The following is a 21,815-nucleotide window of genomic DNA, read 5'->3' as shown; positions in this document are numbered from 1 at the left end:
CGCGAAATTCACCGCCGAAATCAACAGCATGGAGCTTTCCTGCATCGAAACCTTCTAAGCCGAAACAACAGGAGCGCCGCTCGGAAGGGCGGTGCTCTTACTCTCATCATCTTCTGTGGCGAGATTTTTTACATACCATTTTTGAAATGGAGGTTTCCATGAATCTATTCAGCAAACTCTTTCGTTCGCGGGACAAGCCCATGAATCACCTCGGCGGCTTGTCCTTTTTGTTCGGGCAGACGGTGGCGGGCAAGGCGGTCAATGAGCGCACTGCCATGCAGACGACAGCAGTCTACGCCTGTGTCCGCATTCTCGCCGAATCCATTGCGTGTTTGCCGCTTGCCGTCTATCGCCGATGGGAAGGCGGCAAGGAGATCGCATACGAGCATCCGCTGTATTTCCTGCTCCACGATGCGCCGAATACTGAGATGACGAGTTTCGTCTTGCGCGAAACGCTGATGGCGCATCTCCTCCTGTGGGGAAATGCATACGCACAAATATTGCGCGATGGCAGGGGAAAAGTCATCGGAATCTATCCGCTTCTCCCAGACAAGATGGAAGTGAACCGTGACAGCCGCACAGGCGAAATCTATTACACATACACCAGAAGCACGGAAGAAAATCCGAATTTCAAGGATAAGGGGCAGATTCGTTTGCGGCGCGAGGATGTGCTCCATATTCCGGGACTCGGCTTCGACGGTCTTGTCGGCTACTCGCCCATCGCTATGCCTAACCTCCATTTTTGCATAAGGCTATTCTGTTACAGCCCCTTGTTTATATAAATTTTATAAAGAAGTAATAAAAGTTAAACCACCTAATATCACTCCCACTGCATTGGGAATGATGAGGATCCAGTCTTTTTTAGGTTCTTTTGTCCAACCATACATTACCCAAATTAAACAAGAAACTGATGCGAATAGTGGTTGGAATGGTTGAGCTTGTGCTCCTTGTAAGTTAGCGATAATTTGTGGAATATATGCAATAAAGACAAACACCCCAATAATAGCTCCAATAGATCCGACAAAGCGATTAATTTTTTGTTTAGCAGACATATAATACCTCCTATTATTTTATTTTCTCAAAAAGGAAAGATACTGTCAATAATTATGTGTAAACACTCAAGTAGAGTTACGAAGTTTTAATCAAATAAGCTTTCAAGTGTGTCAGAACATTTGTCTTGGAGCACTTAACATGTTATAATCGATTGTAGTATAATGTTTTTTTATCATACTTTCATTATACTAGAAAAAGCACCTATTCGGGTGCTTTTTTTGTTAATTATTTAAAAAAATGAAGGTCAGGCATAAATTTTGGAACTGGGTACGAAACGAGGGGGAGAAGCGGACGCTGCTTCTCGACGGTGAGATTTCGGACGAGACGTGGTTCGGCGATGAAGTCACGCCCGCAGTATTTCGCGAGGAATTGAATACTGCCGAGGGAGATATTGTCCTTTGGATCAACTCGCCCGGCGGTGACTGCTTCGCGGCGGCGCAAATCTACAACATGCTGATGGACTATCCGGGCAGTGTCACGGTCAAGATTGACGGTCTTGCGGCATCGGCGGCATCCGTCATCGCGATGGCAGGTTCGACCGTGGAAATATCTCCTGTAGGCATGGTAATGATCCACAATCCTATGACCATTTCCATCGGTGACGTGCAGGAGATGGAACGCGCCATCGCATTGCTTGCCGAGGTCAAGGAGAGCATCATCAATGCCTATGAAATCAAGACGGGGCTGCCCCGAGCGAAGATTTCGCGGCTGATGGACGCCGAGACGTGGATGAATGCGAAGAAGGCGGTGGAGCTGGGTTTTGCCGATGCCGTTTTCAATGGAGAGAAGAATCGTCCGACAAGCGATGAGGCGGATGGCCTGATCTTCTCTCGCGCCGCCGTCACCAACTCGCTGCTCTCGAAATTCGGGCAGGGCAAGCAAATGAACAAAGTCGATGCGGAGTCGCTGAAAAGGCGGCTCTTTTCTATTGCACACTGAGGGAGGAAATAACATGGATAAGATTTTGGCAATGCGTGAGAAGCGTGCGGCTCTCTGGGAGCAGACAAAGACGTTTTTGGACGAACACACGCAGGAAGGCAGCCTCTCGGCAGAGGATGCCAAGGCATACGAGCAGATGGAAAACGAGGTTCTCGCGCTCGGCAAGGACATCGAGCGCATGGAGCACCAGGCGATTCTCGATGCGGAAATGGCAAAACCGACGTCAGTGGCAATCATCAATCTGCCGGGCGCATCGTTTGGAAAAGACAAGCAGGGAAGGACGAGCGACGCCTACTGCGCCGCGATGCTCAAGGCGCTGCGCACGAACTTTCGCCAAGTCGAGAACGTGCTGCAGGAAGGCACGGACGCAAGCGGCGGCTATCTCGTGCCGGAGGAGTACGACAAGCGCCTTATCGACGTACTCAGCGAGGAGAACGTCCTGCGTTCCCTTGCGACGACGATCACGACGAGCGGCGAGCACAAGATCAACATCGCGGCCACGAAGCCTGCGGCATCGTGGATTGAGGAAGGCGCACCGCTCACCTTCGGCGATGCGACCTTCGACCAGATCGTTCTCGATGCGCACAAGCTCCACGTTGCCGTCAAGGTCACGGAAGAGCTGCTCTATGACAATGCCTTCAAACTCGAAAGCTACCTCATCGAGCAGTTCGGCAAGGCGCTCGGCAATGCCGAAGAGGATGCCTTCCTCAATGGCGACGGCGTGCATAAGCCGAAGGGGCTTCTTGCTACGGGGCAGACTTCCCTCACCACAGCGGCGGCCGACATCAAGGCGGACGAACTTGTGACGCTCGTCTACAGCCTCAAGCGTCCCTACCGCAAGAATGCGGCGTTCCTCATCAACGATCAGACGCTTGCAAGCATCCGCAAGCTCAAGGACAACAACGGCGCCTATCTGTGGCAGCCCTCGTACCAGATGGGCGAACCCGACCGCCTGCTCGGCTATCCCGTCCACACATCGGCATATATGCCGACAGCTGCGGCAGGGAAGATCGCACTTGCTTTCGGCGACTACGCCTACTACAACATCGGCGATCGCGGCACGCGCTCTTTGCAGGAACTCAAGGAGCTTTTCGCGGGGAACGGCATGGTGGCGTACCTTATGAAGGAGCGCGTCGACGGAAAGCTTGTTCTGGCAGAAGCCGTGCAGCTGCTGAAGATCAAGGGATAAGGAAGAGAAGCCGCTACATCAATGGGTGCAGCGGCTTTTTCTATGCTGAAAGGAGATGCGTCTATATGCTTGTATCGCTCGAAGAAATCAAGGGCTATCTGCGCATCGACTCGGATGCCGAAGACAGCCTACTCACATCCCTTGCAGATACAGCAGAGCAGCTTTCCTTGGCGATTCTGCGTGCCAAGTCGTGGAAAGAAGTCAAGAAGCAGGAAGCGGCAAGGACAGCGGTGATGTATGCCGTCGCGTATCTCTATGAGCATCGCGAGGAGGCTGACCATCGGAAGCTCGCACTGACGCTTCGGGCGTTGCTTTTCGGAGAGCGAAAGGAGAGTTTCTGATGTACGTCAATGTCAGTGAACTTCGCCATCGCATCGTGGTATTGCGACCGCGAGATGCGCCCGACGAGGCGGGCAATCTTGTCGAACAGAGCCGTGATGCGTACTGTGCGTGCTGGGCGAAGGTGCTGCCGTTCGCGGCGAAAATCTCGGACGGGTATGCCGAGCAGGTCAAAGAAGTCGAGTATCGCGTGGTCATGCGCTACCGGGAAGACATCCGAGATACGGACTTCATCCGATGGGGAAACAAGACCTTGGCAATCAAAGCGCCGCCTTACGGCATGGACGGCAGGAAGCGTTGGCTTGTCATCGAGTGCAGGGAGTTGGTGGAAAATGAGCCGTGACTATATTTCTACACGCGAACTTTTGAACCGCATGGGCAAGGGCGCGATGGATGCGGCGAAAAGAGCCTTGGCAGAAGGCGCGGAAGCCGTCAAGACGGAAGCGAAAAGCCGCTGTCCCGTCTATCGGGGACGAGACAAGCGCGTCGTGCCGGGTGCGCTACGAGACTCCATCCACTGCGTCAAGCGCGGGGGCGGTACGTCGTGGCGCATCGTTGCCGACGCCCAAGCACCCGACGGCACAGCTTACGGCAAGCTCGTCGAGTTCAGTCCGAAGATCAACCAGCCGTTTCTCTATCCCGCGCTCGATGCTGAGCGGGACGCCATCAAGAAGAACATCGTCGAAGCCGTCAAGGCTGCATTGCGGAGGGAAGGAAAATGAGCATAGCCAGCAAGGTCTACCAGGCATTGGCGGCATCGAAGCCGCTTTGTCGCCTCCTGCACAAAGACCGCAGGGGATGCGGCATCTACCATGGGCGAAGCCCCGATGCAGGGAGTTATCCCATCCTCGTGTATTCCGTTATCTCTGATGTGCCCGCTCTTTCCGCAGATGGCTGTGAGATGGAGCGGCGCGTGACCGTGCGTCTGCACATTCTCACGAAGGACGGCGCATACGAGAGAATCGAGGATGCCGCGAGGAAGGTTATGGACAGCATCGGCTTTCGCCGTTATCAGTCGATGGAGCTGGCGGAAAAGCACGCTTTTGTGAAAATCATGGATTTCAAAACAGGAACAGGAGTTGAGGAATAATGCCAAGTCCAAGCATAACAGCGCCCGCCGCCAATCTCACGAGTGGGCAGTTCATCAATGTGGAAAAGCTGCATATCGCCAAGATGCTGACAGATGTGCCGAACGGCACGGCGACGTATGAACCTCCCATCAGTCTGGGCAAGATTCTGCGAAAAGTGGACATCAAGCCCAAGACGAGCCAGGCGGAACTTTTCGCCGATGGGCAGTCCGTCGACACGGCGGCGAATACCGCCTCGTATGACCTGACCTTCGATACGTCGGCATTGCCGCTAGAATATGTCGCCTATCTTTTCGGGCACAAGATTGACAAGGGCGTCATGACAGCGAACAAGGACGACGTGCCGCCGTATTTCGCTGTCATGTTCCAGTCGGACAAGAGGAACGGCAAGAAGAGGTTCACCAAATTTTTCAAAGTCCAATTTGTCGAGCCTTCGGAATCGGGCAACACGAAGGAAGAGAACATCAAGTACGACACGCCGACCATCTCGGCGAAGGCGATCTACCGCCTGTCGGACGGGCAGTCGTACGCGAAAGCCGATGAGGAGGCGACAGGATTCATTGCCGAAACCGGAACAAAGTGGTACGAAAGTGTATAAGGAAAGGCGGGGAAAACTCTGATGGAAACACCAACCATCACGCTCTACGGCAAAACGTATGCGCCGAAGCCTCCCAAGATGAAGGTGTGGCGCAGGTTTCTTGCCTTCTTCGACGAGGACAAGAAGAACCTCAGCGTCGAGGAGTTCCTCGATGCGGAAATCGACCTCATCCTGCTCGCCTTTGACCGCGAGGAAGTGACAAAGGAAGCCATCGACGACAACATCGAGGTCGCGGACATCGTGCCTCTGACGCGGGAGCTTTTCCGTTGGATTCAATCGCTGACGTTTCAGAAACTCGTGAAACTCCCAAACGACGAGGCGGGGAAGGCATAACACTTTCCCCGTATCAGAGCATCCTGCGCTACTACGAGCGCCTGCAGTCCTCCTATGGCTGGACGATGCAGGAGGTCGACGCTCATGAGATCGCCTTTCTCTTAGATCAGCTTATTGCAATGGTTGAAATCAAGGAGGACAGGCAGAGAATTTTCATTGACGATGTGATGTAAATGGCAAGAGGACAGAAAATCGACGAGCTGTATATCAGCTTAGGACTCGACATCGCACGCCTGCAGCTCGACTTCGATACGGCGGGGCGCACGGTGTCCGAGACGATTTCAAGGCTCAACAGCAGGAGCAATCAGCTGAAACTCAAGATGGACGTCGACCTCGCCAAGCTCGACGGCGCGGGGACGGAGCTTGACAAGATCAAGGTCAAGTATGAAGCCATCAACCGCCAGCTGGACATCCAACGAAAGAAAGAAGAAATCCTCGCCAACGTGCTCAAGGGTGTGCAGAAAGCGGACAAGGACGGCGCACGCACGCGCTATGCCGAAACGAATCTCCTCAAACAGCAGCGTCAGGTCGCACAGTTGGAAGCAGAGCTTAGAAAGCTCAATGCCGAGATGAAGACGACGGGTAGCCGTGCAAAGGCGATGGGGCAGAAACTCTCGGCGGGCTTTTCAGCGGCCAAAGGAGGCGTTCACAGCCTGTCGGAAGGCGTGTCCATTTTGAACGCCAAGACAGCGGCTCTTATGGCAGTATTCACGTCGGGTGCGGGATTGTTCAACATCACGCACGACGCGATGCAGGCAGGCGAGGGTATCTACCGTCTGACGAAACGCCTGCACACGACGACGGCGGAAGCCGCACAGATGAGCCGCGTGTTTAGTTTGGCAGGAACAAACATCGACTCACTCGTGCCGCTCTTTGCAAGGCTCGACCGACAGGTGGAGTCGGCAGGGACAAAGGGCAATATGACGACCGAAGCCTTGAACCGCTTTGGCATCGCGCTGACGGATGAAAAAGGCAATCTCTTGGGGCTAAACGAGCAGCTGGAACGTCTCGCCAAAGGCTACAGAAGCGCTGCCGATGCCGGAATGGAAGAAGCCTTTACCGCTGAAGTCCTTGGCGCAAGGGGCGCCGCGCTCATCCCAGTCTTGGAGCAATACGACGACCTTATGGAAGTCGCATCGCATGTCAAGACGACGGGGCTGCTCAATCCAGAAGAAGCTCATCAGGCATATCTCAAATGGCGCGAGATGGAGATGGAAGCGGGGCAGCTCAAGCTCGCCCTCGGTTCTGCGCTCCTTCCTGTTGCAGAAGACCTGATGCCCAACGTCATAGACCGCTTCCAAGACCTCATCGGCTGCATCCAGGACAACAAGGAATCCATCGAGGAGCTTGCTGATGTAGTTGATGCTTTTGCCCGCGCCTCGGTCGATGTCCTCGATGGCGTGGCAGACGCCATGGAGAGCATCGGTGTCAATGCGAAATCCGTCAAGGAAACATTGCACGATATTGGCACGTTTGCCAAGCACGGCGGCATCAAGACCACGGTGGACGCGATGCTCGTCGGAGCCGGCACGGGTGCTGTGGCGGGAACGCTGGTAGAGCCGGGCGGCGGCACGCTCATCGGCGGCATCGGTGGCGCGATCGTTGGAGGCATAGGAGCTTATGAAGCTGCCACAAGCAGTCAGAAGTTCAAGGACTGGCAGGCGGCAGACGACGCGCTTAAAGCTGAGAAAAAGGCGGCGAAGGAAGCGGAAAAGGCGCTCCAAGACGAGAGCCGCGCACAGAAAGAAGGGGCGAAAGCGGCGAGAGAGAATGCCGCTGCCGTCCGCGCTGCCGCTAAGGCGAATGAGGACTTGAAAGAAAGCCTGTTCACGCTTTCGCACAGCGACCTTGAAAATGCGCTGCATGAAGCCGCCAGACAGGCGGAGAAGTTCCGTCAGTCGGGTGCAGATGCACAGATGGTTGAGGAATATCGGCTGCAGAAACAGGCGAAGATTTACGAGGATTTCCAGCGGAATGTAACGGATAAGGTAAACGCCATCCACCATACGGAATTGGAGAACCATCTCGCACAGATCGACGAGGAAGAGCGTGCCTATCGCCGTCAAGGCTTGGACAAGGTCAGCGCCGCCAACTGGGCAGAGGCGAGTAAGGCTCGCATCATGGAGCAGTGGGAGTCAGAGGTAGCCTCCAAGATTGATGCTATATGGAAGACTTCGTTGGAAAACCGTCTGGCGGATATCGAGCGCGAGAAAAAGGCATGGATGCAGAAGGGCTTGGACGAGGTGAAGGCTGCGAAATGGGCGGAGAAGGAAAAGCTCGATGCCCGAAGGAATGCCGCTATGGAAGCTCTCAAGAGCCAGAAGAAGGAATTAGAGGCATTTAGAAAAGGCGGCACAAGCGGACTTCTCGACTACCTGCGCGAATCGAATGGGCTGACAAAGGACGACTTGAATTTTCGCCCCGAAGAGCTTGTTCGGTTTCAACGAGCGAGGCGGACGGCCTTGGAGGACATTCTGCCAAATTTCGCACCAAGGCGGGAAAGAGAGCCAGGAGAAATCAAGATCACGCTCGGCAATGAAGTGATGGAACGCCTTGCAGGAACGCTTGAAAGCGGCATGACGCAGAAGGTTATGGACAGGCTCAATATTGCTCCGACGGTGAATTTTCCAGAGCGGTGGAATCCTGCCGCATCGACCGCTAATATCGAAGTGCAGGTAAATATCGAAAATGCCGTGACACAGGATAACGAAGGTATGCGGCTCTTGGCTGATCATGTGGCAGACCGCATTCGTCCCGCTGTCGAGCGTGCTTTGGGAGGGGATTCCAATTCATATTCAAATTGGTGATGTACGGACGCTCGAAGCGGAGAACTGGCAAGTGCTTCCCGACGACCGTCAGCGCATGGTGGAAATCGTCGGCGGCACCGTCGTGCAGGATTTCGGACACGTCGCTCAAGGCGACCGCATCTCCTGCACGGCTACTGTACTTTCTGCCGACTGGGAGAAAATCAAGAGATACTGGGACGAGCGTGAGAAAGTGGACGTTACGGACGAAGCGGGGAATGTCTGGCGCAATCTGCGCGTGACGGTCAAGGCTTATGCTTATGTGCCGCACTTTTCTAAGGCGTATAAGCTCACACTGGAATTTTGGAGGGTATGACTATGGCGAACAAGCTGCACATCTATATGAACAATCCTACGAGCCGCATGAAGGACGGCACGGAAGCAAGCACGGATACGGAGACCTCGCCCATCGCAGTTCTGCTGGATGCGGCGAAGGAAGAGGAGAAAGCCGTCAAATGCGCTGTGCGCTGCGACTCCGGCTACAAGGTCGAAGGTGCGGTCACGATCAAGTTCGTAGGCGCAAATGCCGCAAAATGGAAAGCCGCTGCGGACAACAACTACACGGCAGATACGGTCTTGGCATCTGCTGACTGGAAAGACACAATCGCCCTGCAAAGCGTCGGCGAGGGCAACGTCATCTTCTGGGTTAAGGCGATGAGCACGTCAGATGAAAGTCCGAAGAATGACACCACCGTTGACGTTCAGGCGGAAGGGCTGATCGTAGAAGTCTGAGGAGGCGATGGTATGGCGTTTAAATATATCAATCCGGGATATGCCAATCTGCTCGATACCGACACAGGAAAGACGGTGGAGGGAGAAAAGTACAGCAAGAGTGGCGTATCTTTCTGGCAGCCTGCGGAGAAGCGCGGCATCGTGCTCGCCGAAGCGGTGACGGAGCTTTACGGCAAGTTTGACGTGTACCTGCACCGTGAAAGCGATTCTGGCAAGGATAATTTCGAGGTCAGGGTTGCACTCGCCGGGTGGCATGGCGCAAGGATTTCAAAAAGATACGACGATTGGTACGTCAGCGGAACCTTGGATGCGAGTTCTATCGTTAGAGTGACAGGGAGTACGGATTATCAAGACTTCAAGGAAAGCTCGCACCTCAAACTGGATGACGTCAATACGCTGTATTTTCACGTCAAATATAAACCGGGCACTCGCGAAGGTTCTGTAACCCTCATAGTGAATGGAGCAGAGATTGGTACAGGGTCATACGAGGGGGATGGCGTCTTCCAAGAAAGCAAGGTGCTGGAAATTGTGAGCACTGCTAGACATGGGTTGATCTCCAACATCATCCTGTCGGATCGGGAAATCGATCCGAGGGAGCAGGTCGTCATGCTGCCGAGTATGATCGCCGAGACGACGATGGCAGACTCCGGCGACGGCATTTATACAGCGACGGCAGCGGGGCAGATTCTTCTGCAGACAGCGGATACGACGGCATTGGCTGCAGCCTATGGCGAAGAATCTCAGGTGACGGGCATCGCGCTCGTCGGCAATCCCGCCTATCGGACGGCAGAAGGGCTTTGCGCCCTTACGGCACTTGAGAAAAACGGCGAGACCGTTACGGAATTCGGCAGGCACATTCTGAAAGGTCAGCCGACAGGCGCTATTGTGGACAGTCGTGCCGTTTCTTTGCGTTTGGCAGAATTGACGGGGAGAAAGTTTGGCTGGAAAGCGGGGGAATGAGATGAATGCCTCGCTGAAACCGCAGATTTTCATTTCGTGGATTCCCTACGGCAAGGAAAGCCTTCGTCCTCAAATCTGGGTCACGATCATTACTGCGCCCAAGCACAAGGAAACGGTGCGTGTCGATACCAAGCGCCAAGTTGCTGAAACAGCTGAAGCAAGAGCAGACAGTCAAAGGCAGGTTTGCAGTACCAACTGCATTGCCGCAGATACAAGGCGCACGGTCACTTCTTCTGACATCGACTGGACGAGCGCCAAACTCCTGCGGCGTGTTGCACAAAGAAATACCGCTTCTGCCGCCACGCGAAGATGCGTCGGCGGCATTTATGTATCTGTTCGCTGCGATACCTACCGCACGCTCTCGCCGAACTACTGCATCTCGCGCGGAGCAACGGAGCGTGAAGTCGTCAGAAGCGAGACGGTTCGTGGAGACACAAAGCGCACACCGGGGATGGGGAATCGTGCGGCGGCGAAAACGCAGCGCAGACTCGGCAGGGGAAATGTCGCCAAAGCCGCCTTGCGCCGTACTGTCGTGGCGCGAGTGCGCGTTCGCTTCGACACCTTGCTTCGCATTCCTCATGTGTTCGAATATGTCACGTCATCGCATGGAAGAAGAAACAAGCGAAGCAAGCGTGCCGTATCACAGATCGCCGACAACTTCCGTGCCCATGGCATCCGCTCCTTTGCCGTCACACTCGGCGAGATGACGCTCTCCGACAATTTTCAGATGGAGACAGCACAGCCGCTCGCCATCGGCGATGCCGTGCGCGGTCGGCTCTTAGATTATCGCTTCTCATTTTTGGTGGAAGAAGCACTCCAACGGGACTTGCTCCAAACGGTGAAAGGCGCGTACAGCAAGGATGCGACGCTCTACTCCGCCATTCGCATCTTCGTGAAAGAAGCGCAAGCTTCTTATTACGCGCAGTCCATCGCCGCCGCGCTCGGCTTGCAGCTCCATTGGGCGTGCGACGATTTCACGCCGTCGCAGAACTTTGAGGACAGCGGCATGACATACCAAGACTTCATCTCCGCGCTTTTTGGCTGGACGGCGAAACTGCCGCAAAGGCAGGTCAATGTGTTTATCCGCGAAGATACGCTGCATATCGTTCAGCGCGGCAGAGAGGAATCCGTCCTCGACATCACAGACTGGCCGCACAGTCGTCCGACGGTGGAGCGTCGTCTTGTGCGCTCCTTGTGGCACAGCGGCCACGCTTCCGAGACGGCAGGCAATGCCTACAACGAGGAAGATACCGAGCCAGTCCCCTTTACGGGAACAATCTCTTGGGAAGAAATGAGCCGCACCTACCACAACGGCTTTCTGACGAGCGAAACGAATGAGAAAGGCACGACCGAATACACCTACCATGGCGAATATCTGACGAGCAAGCAGACGCACAATAAGGACGGCTCCACAAGCCGCACGGAATACACCTACGCCGAAACCGAGCGTGATGTGTATCTTGTCAAGGAATGGGAACGCACGACAGAGTCAATCAACGATGGGAAGAAGCATACGGAATACGACTGGACGGACTGGAACAACGAGCGCGGCACAGAGCGCATCACCTACCACGCGCCCCTGGGCTATGGCTGGTACGCGACGACCGTCTATGTCGACGGCAATCTCGAAGGAAGCACGCTCTCCCAAGGCAAGCCCGGCGGCAAGGCGAGCCGCTTCACGGTCGAGCAGTCCAATCTGAGCCTAGGATCGCGTTACTCAGGCGACGACGATGATGCACCCTTCGCCTCGCTGATTGATACGGAGTTTCCCGTTAAGGGCGAAGCGTACCTCAAAGAACTGACACAGGCAATTCTCTGGCTCAACCGCAAGACGCAGGAAACCGTCACCTTAGAAGTCTACGCGAACATTCAAGACGGTGTGCCGGATGTCGGGCATATCGTCGATTTCACCGAGCGCATAAGATTCGAGGGGCAGGAATATTTCCTGCAGTCGAACGCCGTAGAGCTTACGCCGCGCTCCCTCAAGCAAACCATAAAGATGACGAGGTGGTATTGACTATGAACGGCGTGCAAGGATTGATGGATGCCCTGCGTAAGAGTGTCAAAGATACACGCGAGAGGCAAGAAGGCAAGGCGCAAAGAGGCGTGATTCAAGGCGGCAGGGTGCGCATCGGCGCTCGCTCCTATCCGTTCAAAGCCGTCGTCGACTGCAGCACGGAAGAAGGTTCGCTCGTCTGGGTGCAAATCTCCAAAGGCGGCACGGCGATCATCTTGGGAGCGTGAGAATATGCACAGGGCAAGAGTGAGTACTGTGGTGGGCAAGAAAGTTCTCGCCGAAGGGAAGTGGCTCACCGTCATCGGCAATCGAAGCGTCCACAGTGGCGATTGGGTATGGACGGACGGTCGCTGCATCTATGGACATGAATCCGCAGGCGGCAGTGCGCCCGTGCTCGGTAAAAGAAGGGAAAGCGGTGTTCCCGTCTATGTCGGTGCAAGGCACTGCCTCTATCAAAGAGGAGCGTTGCGAAATCTGCATGTTGACTATGAATACAGAGGGCTTCTTTATCTGGGGGCGCATGCCGCACATCTTCTGCCGCATCCGTATCCGCAGAGAAAGCAGCAGCTTCTTGATGCAGACATGGATGCAGCCGGGAATATTTTTACGCTTACGGGCGTTTATTGGACATTGGATGAAGACGGGATGTGGCCGGGGCCTCTGGGCGCTGTCCGTGTGGAAAAGAATGGGAAAGAAATCGCCGCGCACGATCTCAGGCCGTATTATGAGATGTTCAAACTGCCGCACTACACAAGCATCGTCACTGGAGGCGGACATATAGACTGCGAAGGGAACTGGGGCTTCTATTTGGAAATCGACGCATCCTCAGACGGCAGATATAACGAGAAGAGACCCGGCACAGAATTAACCAACACGGTGTATTATGTGGATTCTGGAGGTGCGCGTCAGTTGTTCCATGACTATGCACGCCTGAACGAAAAGGGGTTCATACGGAAAAGTGAAAAACACACGGGCGCGCGAGGAAAGAAGTTCCCAATCCACGACGGCTACTACTACATGTGGAACCAATACGCGCCGACGGGCGCTAACTTCTTGTCCCGTCCCGAACGCATCATACTGACCATTTTCACACCGACAGGAGATAAAATCCTCACCGGGTGCTTCCGTCTTGGCACGCGCTTTACGATTCTCCGCATCGGGGACGGGCAGTATCTGCTTGGCGTGCATTCCGTAACCACGCAGACGCTTTCCATGTTCACCACAGGAGAGGATCAAGTTCCGGAGGTATATCCTCCCGAGTGGGGATGGGACGTCGTTCATCCTTTCGAGAACGGACTGTACCTATGCAAAGACGGGCTGCTGCAAAAGCTGACGGAGGGTGATTGCGACACGTTCCGCTTCCGTCGTGTGCGGGACGTAAAGACATGGGAAAAGACGTTGAAAAATGCAATTCAAGGGGGCAAAACGTAATGGAAAACCTTATGAACCTTCGCTGGTGGTCGGCGTGCATCGGTGTGCTTGTCGGCGAGTTTCTAGGCGACTTCGACCATCTGCTCTACGCACTGGTCGTATTCATCGCTGTAGATTACATCACGGGCGTCCTCTGCGCCGTATTGGACAAGAACCTGTCGAGCGAGATAGGCTTTCAGGGCATCGTGCGGAAAGTGGCCATCTTCTTGCTCGTCGGCGTGGCAAACGTGCTCGACGTCCATATCATCGGCAGCGGCTGCGTCCTGCGTTCGGCGGTAATCTTCTTCTACTTGTCGAACGAGGGTATCTCAATTGTAGGACATGCAGCGAGAATGGGGCTTCCCGTACCGAAGAAGCTGCAGGAAGCCATGAAGGAGATACGGGAAAAGCAGATGCTCGGATAAAGGAACGAAGCCCGGTGGAGGAATCCTGCCGGGCTTATTTTTTTGCCCAAAATCCATGAAGTTTCACCTTTGCCGTGGCTCTCTTATAGAGGTGATTTTATGGAGACATCCGCTGAAAATTCGGTTTTCTGTCCTTTCAATAGTAGAAGGGGGACAGCAGCATGACAGAAGAGCAAAAGAAGCAAATCAAAGACCTTCGCGGGAAGGGCGAGGGCTAAAAGAAAATCGCACAGGAAATCGGTTTATCCGAGAACACTGTGAAGTCCTTCTGCCGTCGGGTGCTCGTACAAAAGCAGGAAGTGGCTGCGCCCATAAAGTCTGTTTCGGTTTGCGAATGCTGCGGCAAGCCGATAGAGCAGATTCCCGGCAGGAAGAAACGGCGGTTCTGCTCCGACACCTGCCGCCAGAAGTGGTGGAACAGCCATCTTCATCTTGTGCAGAGGAAAGCCGTCTATCGGCTGAAGTGCCATCATTGCGGCAGAATCTTCGAGATTTACGGCAACAGCCGCAGGAAATACTGCTCTCATGCGTGCTATATCGCCGAGCGGTTTGGCGGATGCACGAGTACAGGAACTCGGAGGTGATCGCCTGTGACAAAGGAACAGTTTCAGCGCGAGAAAATGTACCAGGCCACGATGGGCATGGTGCGCCGTATGTGTTCCGAGGGGCTGATCTCCCAAGCCGAGTATGGACAAATGGAGCAAATCTTCCTCGAAAAATATAAACCGCTGATTGGCTCAGTATATGCGGAAATACCGTTGACTCCTTGCCCGAGTTGAGGGATATATGGTGAAGGGTGATACAATTGAAGATTACACGCATAGAACCGACCGTGGCGACACTTACGCCCAAAAAGAAAGTGGCAGCTTACGCTCGTGTTTCAATGGAATCGGACAGGCTGAACCATTCGCTCTCGGCACAGGTCAGCTACTACAGCAAGCTCATCCAGAACAATCCCGAATGGATATATGCCGGGGTGTACGCCGACAGCGGCATCTCCGGCGGTGGGATTCGCCGCCGGGCAGAATTCAAGCGAATGGTCGAGGACTGCGATGCCGGGAAAATCGACATCGTTCTCTGCAAGAGCATTTCAAGATTTGCCAGAAACACGGTAGACCTGTTGGAAACCGTGCGGCACTTAAAATCTCTCGGCATCGACGTGTGGTTCGAGAAGGAGAACATCCAGTCGCTCTCGGCGGACGGAGAATTGATGCTCGGAATCTTGGCGGGATTTGCGGAAGAGGAGAGCCGCAGCCAATCCGACAATGCCAAGTGGTCGATTCAGAAGAAATTTGAGCGAGGGGAGCAATGGCACGCTGCTGCCTATGGCTACCGCTGGGACGGCAAGTCTTTCGTCATCTGCGAGGAAGAGGCAGAGGCCATCCGGGTGATTTACGACAATTTCCTCAAGGATATTCCGTTCAGTCAGACATCCCGCTGGCTGCAGAAACATGGCCATGCTTCATCCGTGCCGTTCATTCGCTACGCCTTGCGGAACATGGTCTATGCTGGCGATGTCCTTCTGCAGCGCTACATCACGGAAAATCCTCGGACGCACAGAATCATCGAGAACAAGGGGCAGTTGCCGCGCTACTACATTACGGACAATCACCCTGCCATCATCGACCGAGAGACGTTTGAGAAGGTGCAAAAGAAAATCCAGGACAGCTACGACTTCAATCCGGCGGCGCATCGCATCGTAAAGCCCAGCTGCTTCTCAGCGAAAATCATCTGCGGCAAATGTGGAGCACACTTTGTCAAGGGAGCGACCAGAACCAACGGACATGACGGCTTGCAGGAACATTGGTTTTGCTACGACAAAATCCGCAAGCGGACGTGCGATGCGAGGAACATCCGAGGGTATCGGCTGCGGGAGGCTTCCTGCGAGGTGCTGGGACTGACGGAATTTGACGAGAATGTGTTTGCCAAGACCGTAGAGAAAATCCGCACCACCGATACGGACGTGTTGGAATTCCACTTCTACGATAGCACGGTCAAGACGGCGAGAATCCACTATTTCGATCAGGCGGAAAAGAAGTACACCGACCCGCATAAGAAGCCCTTCGGCTACCGATGGTCAAACGAGCAAGGCTATGTGCTTGTTCCCAAAGAAGCCGAGGCGGTTCAGCTGATATTCCAATACTATCTCGACGGTTGGCAAATCACCGACATCTCACGAAAACTGGAAGCCGACGGCTATGGCAGCATTCGCGGGAAAATATCGCGCAAGCTGATCGCCTACACATTGGACAGCGACTTTTACCTCGGCGTTCGGAGGATAAAGGCGCAATTCTCCGAGAGCGGACGGGAGGAAATTATCAAAAACGACCACGAGCCACTGGTGACGCAGGAGATGTTCGATGCCGTTCAAATGCGGCGGCGAGCTGAATACAAACGATGGAAAGGACGTGAGCGCGATGCGAAGTGTGACGGTCATCCCGGCCAGCATCCATAAATTCTCGGAAGTGCCGCTGGCAACTGCAGCCAAGCGGAAAGTCGCGGCGTATGCACGAGTTTCCACGGACAACGAAGACCAGAAGACATCTTACGCCGCCCAAGTGGATTATTACACCAACTACATCAAGAGCCGCTCGGACTGGGAGTTCGCAGGGATGTATTCGGATGAAGGCGTGACGGGAACCTCCATGAAAAAGCGTGAGGGATTCACCCGCATGGTGCAGGACGCTCTGGACGGCAAGATTCAGTTGATTGTCACGAAATCTGTATCGAGGTTCGCAAGAAACACGGTGGACAGCCTCACAACGATACGGAAACTCAAGGAACACGGCATCGAGGTCTACTTTGAAAAAGAGGCGATCTGGACATTTCAGGCCCGCGGCGAAATCCTCTTGACGATTCTTTCCAGCCTATCGCAGGAGGAAGCGAGGAGCATTTCCGAGAACGTCACATGGGGACTCAGGAAGAGGTTCGCAGACGGCAAGTTCTCCGTTGGCTACTCGCGCTTTCTCGGCTACGACAAGGGCGAGGACGGCAATCTCGCGATCAACGAGGAGCAGGCCAAGACCGTGCGGCTCATCTTCCGACTTTTCCTTGAGGGGATGACGGCTTGCCGAATTGCCAAGGAACTGGCCGCACGGCATATCTTGACGGTCACGGGCAAGGAGAAATGGAACGCCAAGACCATCCGGGGGGTTCTCGCCAACGAGAAATACACGGGCTGTGCGAGGATTCAAAAGACCTTCACGCCGGACTTCCTCACCAAGAAAGCCGTCAAGAACTGCGGACAAGTGCCAAGCTACTTCGTGGAACAGAGCCATCCTGCCATCATCGACCCTGCCGTATTCGAGATGGTGCAGAGAGAGATGGAGCGACGCACACGGGAAGGCGGGAGATACAGCGGCGTGAGTATTTTCTCGGGGAAAATCCGGTGCGGCGAGTGCGGCGGCTATTTTGGCACTAAAGTCTGGCACTCAACAGACAAGTACAGACGCGTCATCTACCGCTGCAACAACAAATATGACGGGCAGAAATGCCAAACGTCGCATGTGACGGAGGATGAAATCAAGGAAGCCTTCGTCACGGCATTCAATCGACTGGTAACGGAGCGGGAGGAGATTACCGCCAATGCCCGGCTCGTGCGACAGACGCTTTGCGATACGACGGCGCTCACGGGAGGAAAGAGCCAAGCTGCAGCAGGAACTTGCGGTATTGGTGGAGATGACGGAGAAATGCGTCCGAGAGAACGCCCGCATTGCACAGAATCAAGAGGAGTATCAGAAGCACTACGAGGGGCTTGTGGCGAGATATGATGCCGCCAAGGCTCGGTTTGACGAGGTGACGGAAATCCTCTCTGCCAAGGAAGCGCAGTCGGAGCGATTGGCGGTGTTCATCAAGTGCATCAAGGAACAGAGTGCGCCTGTGGCAGAGTTCGACAGCCAGCTTTGGGCGAGCATGGTAGAGTGCGTGACCGTGGGCAAGGGCATGACGGTGGTGTTTCGGGATGGAACGGAAGTGAGCGTGTAGGGGGAGTCTCCTAGAATCTTAGCCCGAGGGAGAAGCCGCAGGTCGCGTCCGGCGTGTGGAATCCTTCGGGTTTTTCTATGGGCGCGGCAGCGAAAATATCGTAGGAAATATCGTTGACCGTTCCGCGAACACCGAGCGTTGCACCTGCGAGCACATGCCCGTTGTAGAGATCAGCGCCGTAGCCGTAGACGGCGCCGACATCAAGTCCGAGATAGAGTTCCGCCTTTTGCTTCGGGAACTTCGTCGCAAATTCATTTCTAAGATACCAGCCGTTCGTTCCCATCAGCGTGGTCTCGCCGTCAAAGCCGCGCACCGTGTAGCGGCCGCCCATACTAATCATATCCACGCCATAGAGCCTTTGCTCGTTCATCGTCCATTGCCCATGAAGAGACGTGGTGAAGGTCGCAGGGCGATGACCGAACGTAAACGGATGGATGTAATCCATATCAAAGAGCCATAGGCGATAGCGCGTCTTTGGTGCATCGGGATACGTTTTCTCCTCCTGTGCGCCCAGCCAACCGAGTCCGAAGCGATGCGCGATGCGGAAATAGAGCGTGTCCCGGTCGATGTAAAGCCGCTCCGCATAGCCGACCTCCAACGATGTCTGGTGCATCGCTTGGATGGGAAGCTCCACATCGTTGATGAAACTATGGGAATTGCGCTTCTTCAGACGAATATCCATGCTTGTCTTCATGCTCGACGAACGGTGCAGCACATAATCCCAGGAAACCGTCGAGATATTCGTATCGCCCGCGCTGATGAAATCGTAGGGACGGCTCTCCACCGTCTGATGATATTTCGAGCGCTGGTAAGAAAATGTAAACGTATGCGCCCCGTAGGGAATCGTGTAGCTGACATTATGCCCGCGAGTACCTTTCGCATAGCCGTCCTGTGCGCCGTCGAGATTCATGCCGACGCGCAGAATATCGTTCCTCTGAAATAGCTGGTCGATGCCGACATTGCCATAAAGCTGCAGCTTTCCCGTATCCTTGAGGCCAGAATCATCGAGGGAGATCGTGCCGTAGACATTCTTGCTGCGCATCACCGTGAGCACTAGGTCAGTCATTTGCGGCTCCTGTGCCGGCAGGAGTTTCACGGTAATATCCTGCGAAGGCAGACGCTTCGCCTGCTCAAGCCCTTGCTCGATATCGCGCACATTCAAGACATCGCCTGCACGAAACGGGAAGAGGTTGTAGGTATAGAGCGTATCACTGCCCTCCGCAAAGCGTACGGCATGAATGCGACCGATCTGCAAAACAAGGCGGAGCGTTCCTTCTGAGAGATTCTGCTCGGGGATGACGACGCGGCTTGTTGAAAAACCGCGCTGCATAAGCTCGTGATTCATTTTGCCGACGGCTTCATTGATCTCTTTAAGAGCAAGCTCGCGTCCTTCGTAGTCACGGGCGATATGACGTAGGAAATAGAACTTCCCGGATTCATTTTCAAGCACAACTTTGACGATGGGGAAACGAACCGTTTCATCGGCAGGGAGCGTTGAGGAAGGGAGAGGGGGCGTATCGACCTCCGTGCGCTCTTGATGCAGCCGCTCCTGCCGTGCAGCCTCCTGCGCCCGCGACTGGTCGAGCTGCTCCTGTTGCGAGAGCGGAGCAGCTTGGGCGGGAGAGACGGATAAGGGGAGGATGGCTGCTGCGAGCAGGAGGGCGGATGGGAGTTTGTTTGGGATCAAATGGATTCACCTCGAACTTCTTGGGTCGTAGCTTTATTCATCGAAGTCGTCGTCATCTTGGATAAAGCCTGTGTCCCAACCTCCGACATCTACGCGACACTTGTCGATGTAGAAACAGTCCATCGGGTAGTCTCGAAAGCCGGGCTTTTTGCTGTACATGATCAGTGCTCGTTCAGCTTTTTCTCTTGTTGAAAAAATGCCGAGCATCTTGAAGATATCAATGCCGCGTTCATTTTCATAGTAATGTCCCAATTCATAACAGTATTCCATACTCGTCACTCCTTTGCTTCCAGAATAATTTTGGCATATCGTACCAAGGCTCCGGATTCTTCAGAGAAGAATCTGCTTTTCGGTTTTTCGGATTTCCCGTGCTTTGCCAAGATTCTCTTGAGAAACTGCTTGGGACGCTCCCCTTTGCACATCTGTTCCTCGCTTGCCCAAAGGGGGATATCGCAGGAGATGTTCTGCGGGGTCATGCGGGCGATGAAGCCTTCCTGCCAGTAACAAGCATCGATTTCGTATTCAATCACGTGAAAACAAGAATACGGATAATCCCGGAAGCCTCCCAGCTTAAAGTATCTTGCTGCTTCATCCTGCGCATTTTTGCGGCTGCTGTAGATTCCGATTTTTTTTGCTTCTATGTTGTATCTGGCCAGATCATAAACATGCAGCAGCATATAGACGACAGCCGGCTTATTTGTTTTTTCCACCGCGATCCCCCCATTTCTTTAATCTGTTATAATCGCTACCTGGCCCTCTGTCATAATTCCCTTCGCCACAGCGCTCATCCATAACTCTTTTGGCAAATTCCTTTCCGCTTTCTCCGGGGTTCGGGCGTAATCCTTTCGCCCATGATGGCAGATCCGTCGATTTCTCCTTTTCAGACTTTCTCGTGAAGAATATGTTGTCATTCGGGAGATCCTTTGTCCATTCCTCTCTGAAAATGGACAAAGGATCTGTATAGGTTTCTCGGTTAGAGTCTGGTATGTAGGGATGAAGCATAAACGGGTATCCGGGAGTATCCCAAGGAGTCACTGTCGTTGAATCTAAGATGTAATGCCTAGTATTGTCTGTCGACGATGAAGTGGAATAGGATATTCCAAGTTTTTGCAAAACAGCTTCTAGTGCCGAATCTGCTCTCTCAAGTATGCAATGTCCGTTTTCCTCTATTTTGGCTAGAGCTTCTTTTGTATCTGTATTTTGGATATACTGTACTCCGCCGGAAAAAACAATAGCATAGCTTATTCGAGGTAATGCTTCCTCTAAGAGTTGAACAATTCTGGGCGACTGTGATGAAACGGCAGCGGCAACTGCAGCAACCGCTGCCGCATGATTGTTCTTCGTCCCGCTCGCAGCCGCACTTGCACCAGCCTCTGCATTGCCACCGATCGCCTTAGCCGCCGCAGCGCCTACAATCGTGCTGACAATCTGTGCGGTGCCAGGATCCTTGATCTTCTTGATTTCGCCAATGACAGCTTCGTTGACACCTGCGCCGATGACGCCAGAAGTAAAGCCGGCGCCTGTGATCTGGCTCATGATGCCGCCGATGATGGCATGGACGGCGACTTTTCGGCCGCTGCCGTCGTCGGGGAGGTTATGGGCGAGGCGGAAGGCTTCTTCACCGAAGGCTTTGGCCAGTTCCTGTTGCTCTTCAATTTTTTGCTTGTCAAAGATGCGCCCAAGCTCGTTCAAAGCGTTGTTCGTATCACGCTTGAGGGCAGAGATGTCCTGCGTGGGATTCTCGCGAATCTCAATCGTTCCCGGTGCTACGGCAGAAGTTGTCGTGCTGTTCACATCGCCCTTGGCAGGCATGGAAAGGCTGGGGGAGAGGCCTATGGTGTTATAGACCTTGTTCTTCTCTTGGCGGCTCATCTTGTCATAGCTGCCGTAGTGGTGATACTCGGCGCCTATGCTCTTTGCGCTGTAGTCCGCACCGTTCTCCAAATTGCTGAAAGAGAACGTCCCCGTGCTGAGGCGGTTCTTTCCCTCATCCGCTTCGCTTGCAATGACCGCGCCCTTGAGGTCGGTGTTCTTTTCGACGTAGATGTCGAAGCCGCCTTTGCCTGCGAAGATGCCGGACTGGCCTCTCGCACTGCGGTAGTGGGAGTCAATCGTTCCTCGGCTCGCTGAAAGGCCGAACGTGGGCTTGGAGAATTTTCCCGCGCGAATATCCCACGAGAGATCGAAGCCTGCCGATGTGTTCTTCTCCTCGTAGGTTTCTTTTTCCTGCAAGGTCTCGATGTTGAGATTGCCGCCG

At 54.2% G+C, this 21,815-nt stretch carries 25 protein-coding genes and 2 pseudogenes; 21 read left to right on the top strand and 6 right to left on the bottom strand.

Annotated elements, in window-relative coordinates:
- Positions 1-158: 158 nt before the first annotated feature.
- Positions 159-728 (top strand): annotated as a pseudogene (locus HMPREF1153_RS11510) (phage portal protein); the annotation flags it as partial.
- Positions 729-785: 57 nt separating this feature from the next.
- Here HMPREF1153_RS11510 and HMPREF1153_RS11505 read toward each other — a convergent pair.
- Entirely contained in the window at positions 786-1,052 is a 267-nt protein-coding gene (locus HMPREF1153_RS11505) for a SemiSWEET family transporter (protein ID WP_037370685.1), read from the bottom strand.
- A gap of 238 nt (positions 1,053-1,290) precedes the next feature.
- Between HMPREF1153_RS11505 and HMPREF1153_RS11500 the strand changes: the two genes are divergently transcribed.
- From HMPREF1153_RS11500 to HMPREF1153_RS11425, 16 genes are all read left to right on the top strand, one after another.
- On the top strand, positions 1,291-1,992 hold the full coding sequence (locus HMPREF1153_RS11500; RefSeq protein WP_009647130.1) for a head maturation protease, ClpP-related: 702 nt from the start codon (positions 1,291-1,293) through the stop codon (positions 1,990-1,992).
- Positions 1,993-2,005: 13 nt separating this feature from the next.
- Complete coding sequence (locus HMPREF1153_RS11495) at positions 2,006-3,181, top strand: phage major capsid protein (protein ID WP_009647124.1); 1,176 nt, start codon at positions 2,006-2,008, stop codon at positions 3,179-3,181.
- Between the two features lie 65 nt (positions 3,182-3,246).
- A complete protein-coding gene (locus tag HMPREF1153_RS11490; protein WP_009647108.1) occupies positions 3,247-3,522 on the top strand; it encodes a head-tail connector protein in 276 nt (91 codons plus the stop codon).
- Complete coding sequence (locus HMPREF1153_RS11485) at positions 3,522-3,863, top strand: phage head closure protein (RefSeq protein WP_009647121.1); 342 nt, start codon at positions 3,522-3,524, stop codon at positions 3,861-3,863. The genes HMPREF1153_RS11490 and HMPREF1153_RS11485 overlap by 1 nt, the downstream gene beginning before the upstream one ends.
- Positions 3,853-4,242 carry an HK97 gp10 family phage protein gene (locus HMPREF1153_RS11480; RefSeq protein WP_009647114.1) on the top strand — a complete coding sequence of 130 codons (390 nt, stop codon included), beginning with the start codon at positions 3,853-3,855 and terminating at the stop codon, positions 4,240-4,242. The genes HMPREF1153_RS11485 and HMPREF1153_RS11480 overlap by 11 nt, the downstream gene beginning before the upstream one ends.
- Positions 4,239-4,610 (top strand): DUF3168 domain-containing protein, encoded by a 372-nt coding sequence (locus tag HMPREF1153_RS11475; RefSeq protein ID WP_037370683.1) that lies wholly within the window; start codon positions 4,239-4,241, stop codon positions 4,608-4,610. The genes HMPREF1153_RS11480 and HMPREF1153_RS11475 overlap by 4 nt, the downstream gene beginning before the upstream one ends.
- On the top strand, positions 4,610-5,206 hold the full coding sequence (locus tag HMPREF1153_RS11470) for a major tail protein (RefSeq protein ID WP_009647109.1): 597 nt from the start codon (positions 4,610-4,612) through the stop codon (positions 5,204-5,206). The genes HMPREF1153_RS11475 and HMPREF1153_RS11470 overlap by 1 nt, the downstream gene beginning before the upstream one ends.
- 21 nt (positions 5,207-5,227) lie before the next feature.
- Positions 5,228-5,539 carry a phage tail assembly chaperone G gene (gene gpG, locus HMPREF1153_RS11465; RefSeq protein ID WP_009647106.1) on the top strand — a complete coding sequence of 104 codons (312 nt, stop codon included), beginning with the start codon at positions 5,228-5,230 and terminating at the stop codon, positions 5,537-5,539.
- Between the two features lie 173 nt (positions 5,540-5,712).
- Complete coding sequence (locus HMPREF1153_RS11460; RefSeq protein WP_009647112.1) at positions 5,713-8,346, top strand: hypothetical protein; 2,634 nt, start codon at positions 5,713-5,715, stop codon at positions 8,344-8,346.
- Positions 8,273-8,659 carry a phosphoribosylformylglycinamidine cyclo-ligase gene (locus HMPREF1153_RS11455; protein WP_198003352.1) on the top strand — a complete coding sequence of 129 codons (387 nt, stop codon included), beginning with the start codon at positions 8,273-8,275 and terminating at the stop codon, positions 8,657-8,659. The genes HMPREF1153_RS11460 and HMPREF1153_RS11455 overlap by 74 nt, the downstream gene beginning before the upstream one ends.
- 2 nt (positions 8,660-8,661) lie before the next feature.
- Positions 8,662-9,075 (top strand): hypothetical protein, encoded by a 414-nt coding sequence (locus HMPREF1153_RS11450; RefSeq protein WP_009647120.1) that lies wholly within the window; start codon positions 8,662-8,664, stop codon positions 9,073-9,075.
- Between the two features lie 12 nt (positions 9,076-9,087).
- Positions 9,088-10,035 carry a hypothetical protein gene (locus HMPREF1153_RS11445; RefSeq protein ID WP_009647118.1) on the top strand — a complete coding sequence of 316 codons (948 nt, stop codon included), beginning with the start codon at positions 9,088-9,090 and terminating at the stop codon, positions 10,033-10,035.
- A gap of 1 nt (position 10,036) precedes the next feature.
- Positions 10,037-12,052, top strand: coding sequence for a hypothetical protein (locus HMPREF1153_RS11440; RefSeq protein WP_009647125.1), 2,016 nt, complete (start codon positions 10,037-10,039; stop codon positions 12,050-12,052).
- Between the two features lie 2 nt (positions 12,053-12,054).
- A complete protein-coding gene (locus HMPREF1153_RS11435; RefSeq protein WP_009647110.1) occupies positions 12,055-12,279 on the top strand; it encodes a hypothetical protein in 225 nt (74 codons plus the stop codon).
- Positions 12,280-12,298: 19 nt separating this feature from the next.
- Entirely contained in the window at positions 12,299-13,483 is a 1,185-nt protein-coding gene (locus HMPREF1153_RS11430; RefSeq protein WP_232208296.1) for a hypothetical protein, read from the top strand.
- Positions 13,483-13,887 carry a phage holin family protein gene (locus HMPREF1153_RS11425; protein ID WP_009647122.1) on the top strand — a complete coding sequence of 135 codons (405 nt, stop codon included), beginning with the start codon at positions 13,483-13,485 and terminating at the stop codon, positions 13,885-13,887. Before HMPREF1153_RS11430 ends, HMPREF1153_RS11425 begins: the two co-directional genes overlap by 1 nt.
- A 242-nt stretch (positions 13,888-14,129) precedes the next feature.
- Here HMPREF1153_RS11425 and HMPREF1153_RS12835 read toward each other — a convergent pair whose 3' ends face one another.
- Positions 14,130-14,414: a hypothetical protein gene (locus tag HMPREF1153_RS12835; protein WP_009647123.1), complete on the bottom strand. Its 285-nt coding sequence runs from the start codon at positions 14,412-14,414 to the stop codon at positions 14,130-14,132.
- A 63-nt stretch (positions 14,415-14,477) separates the two neighbouring features.
- Between HMPREF1153_RS12835 and HMPREF1153_RS11420 the strand changes: the two genes are divergently transcribed.
- The 4 genes from HMPREF1153_RS11420 to HMPREF1153_RS13145 are packed head-to-tail and all read left to right on the top strand — an operon-like array spanning position 14,478 to position 17,871.
- Entirely contained in the window at positions 14,478-14,666 is a 189-nt protein-coding gene (locus tag HMPREF1153_RS11420; protein WP_009647117.1) for an SHOCT domain-containing protein, read from the top strand.
- Between the two features lie 17 nt (positions 14,667-14,683).
- Entirely contained in the window at positions 14,684-16,342 is a 1,659-nt protein-coding gene (locus HMPREF1153_RS11415) for a recombinase family protein (RefSeq protein WP_255325473.1), read from the top strand.
- Entirely contained in the window at positions 16,248-17,657 is a 1,410-nt protein-coding gene (locus tag HMPREF1153_RS11410) for a recombinase family protein (protein ID WP_232208295.1), read from the top strand. Before HMPREF1153_RS11415 ends, HMPREF1153_RS11410 begins: the two co-directional genes overlap by 95 nt.
- A complete protein-coding gene (locus HMPREF1153_RS13145; protein WP_009647127.1) occupies positions 17,644-17,871 on the top strand; it encodes a hypothetical protein in 228 nt (75 codons plus the stop codon). Before HMPREF1153_RS11410 ends, HMPREF1153_RS13145 begins: the two co-directional genes overlap by 14 nt.
- A gap of 10 nt (positions 17,872-17,881) precedes the next feature.
- Here the strand turns inward: HMPREF1153_RS13145 and HMPREF1153_RS11405 are convergent, their stop codons facing one another.
- The 4 genes and pseudogenes from HMPREF1153_RS11405 to HMPREF1153_RS13140 all read right to left on the bottom strand — a co-directional run.
- On the bottom strand, positions 17,882-19,558 hold the full coding sequence (locus HMPREF1153_RS11405; RefSeq protein WP_009647128.1) for a ShlB/FhaC/HecB family hemolysin secretion/activation protein: 1,677 nt from the start codon (positions 19,556-19,558) through the stop codon (positions 17,882-17,884).
- Between the two features lie 33 nt (positions 19,559-19,591).
- On the bottom strand, positions 19,592-19,828 hold the full coding sequence (locus tag HMPREF1153_RS11400; RefSeq protein ID WP_009647115.1) for a DUF7336 domain-containing protein: 237 nt from the start codon (positions 19,826-19,828) through the stop codon (positions 19,592-19,594).
- A gap of 5 nt (positions 19,829-19,833) precedes the next feature.
- Positions 19,834-20,268 (bottom strand): DUF7336 domain-containing protein, encoded by a 435-nt coding sequence (locus tag HMPREF1153_RS11395; RefSeq protein ID WP_009647107.1) that lies wholly within the window; start codon positions 20,266-20,268, stop codon positions 19,834-19,836.
- A pseudogene (locus HMPREF1153_RS13140) lies at positions 20,252-21,815 on the bottom strand (hypothetical protein); the annotation flags it as partial. The gene HMPREF1153_RS11395 and the pseudogene HMPREF1153_RS13140, both read right to left, overlap by 17 nt.

The organism is Selenomonas sp. CM52 (genome assembly GCF_000292955.1).
GTDB lineage: Bacteria > Bacillota > Negativicutes > Selenomonadales > Selenomonadaceae > Selenomonas.
Note: the sequence above shows the minus strand (reverse complement) of the source record. Positions and strands in the feature narration are given on the sequence as shown.

Coding starts and splice junctions, on each gene's coding strand:
- HMPREF1153_RS11495 (WP_009647124.1), top strand. CDS start 2,006: ATGGATAAGATTTTGGCAATGCGTGAGAAGCGTGCGGCTCTCTGGGAG.
- HMPREF1153_RS11440 (WP_009647125.1), top strand. CDS start 10,037: ATGAATGCCTCGCTGAAACCGCAGATTTTCATTTCGTGGATTCCCTAC.
- gpG (WP_009647106.1), top strand. CDS start 5,228: ATGGAAACACCAACCATCACGCTCTACGGCAAAACGTATGCGCCGAAG.
- HMPREF1153_RS11400 (WP_009647115.1), bottom strand. CDS start 19,828: ATGGAATACTGTTATGAATTGGGACATTACTATGAAAATGAACGCGGC.
- HMPREF1153_RS11435 (WP_009647110.1), top strand. CDS start 12,055: ATGAACGGCGTGCAAGGATTGATGGATGCCCTGCGTAAGAGTGTCAAA.
- HMPREF1153_RS11445 (WP_009647118.1), top strand. CDS start 9,088: ATGGCGTTTAAATATATCAATCCGGGATATGCCAATCTGCTCGATACC.
- HMPREF1153_RS11410 (WP_232208295.1), top strand. CDS start 16,248: ATGCCGTTCAAATGCGGCGGCGAGCTGAATACAAACGATGGAAAGGAC.
- HMPREF1153_RS11450 (WP_009647120.1), top strand. CDS start 8,662: ATGGCGAACAAGCTGCACATCTATATGAACAATCCTACGAGCCGCATG.
- HMPREF1153_RS11500 (WP_009647130.1), top strand. CDS start 1,291: ATGAAGGTCAGGCATAAATTTTGGAACTGGGTACGAAACGAGGGGGAG.
- HMPREF1153_RS12835 (WP_009647123.1), bottom strand. CDS start 14,414: ATGAGAGCAGTATTTCCTGCGGCTGTTGCCGTAAATCTCGAAGATTCT.
- HMPREF1153_RS11505 (WP_037370685.1), bottom strand. CDS start 1,052: ATGTCTGCTAAACAAAAAATTAATCGCTTTGTCGGATCTATTGGAGCT.
- HMPREF1153_RS11425 (WP_009647122.1), top strand. CDS start 13,483: ATGGAAAACCTTATGAACCTTCGCTGGTGGTCGGCGTGCATCGGTGTG.
- HMPREF1153_RS11480 (WP_009647114.1), top strand. CDS start 3,853: ATGAGCCGTGACTATATTTCTACACGCGAACTTTTGAACCGCATGGGC.
- HMPREF1153_RS11485 (WP_009647121.1), top strand. CDS start 3,522: ATGTACGTCAATGTCAGTGAACTTCGCCATCGCATCGTGGTATTGCGA.
- HMPREF1153_RS11455 (WP_198003352.1), top strand. CDS start 8,273: ATGTGGCAGACCGCATTCGTCCCGCTGTCGAGCGTGCTTTGGGAGGGG.
- HMPREF1153_RS11470 (WP_009647109.1), top strand. CDS start 4,610: ATGCCAAGTCCAAGCATAACAGCGCCCGCCGCCAATCTCACGAGTGGG.
- HMPREF1153_RS11475 (WP_037370683.1), top strand. CDS start 4,239: ATGAGCATAGCCAGCAAGGTCTACCAGGCATTGGCGGCATCGAAGCCG.
- HMPREF1153_RS11490 (WP_009647108.1), top strand. CDS start 3,247: ATGCTTGTATCGCTCGAAGAAATCAAGGGCTATCTGCGCATCGACTCG.
- HMPREF1153_RS11460 (WP_009647112.1), top strand. CDS start 5,713: ATGGCAAGAGGACAGAAAATCGACGAGCTGTATATCAGCTTAGGACTC.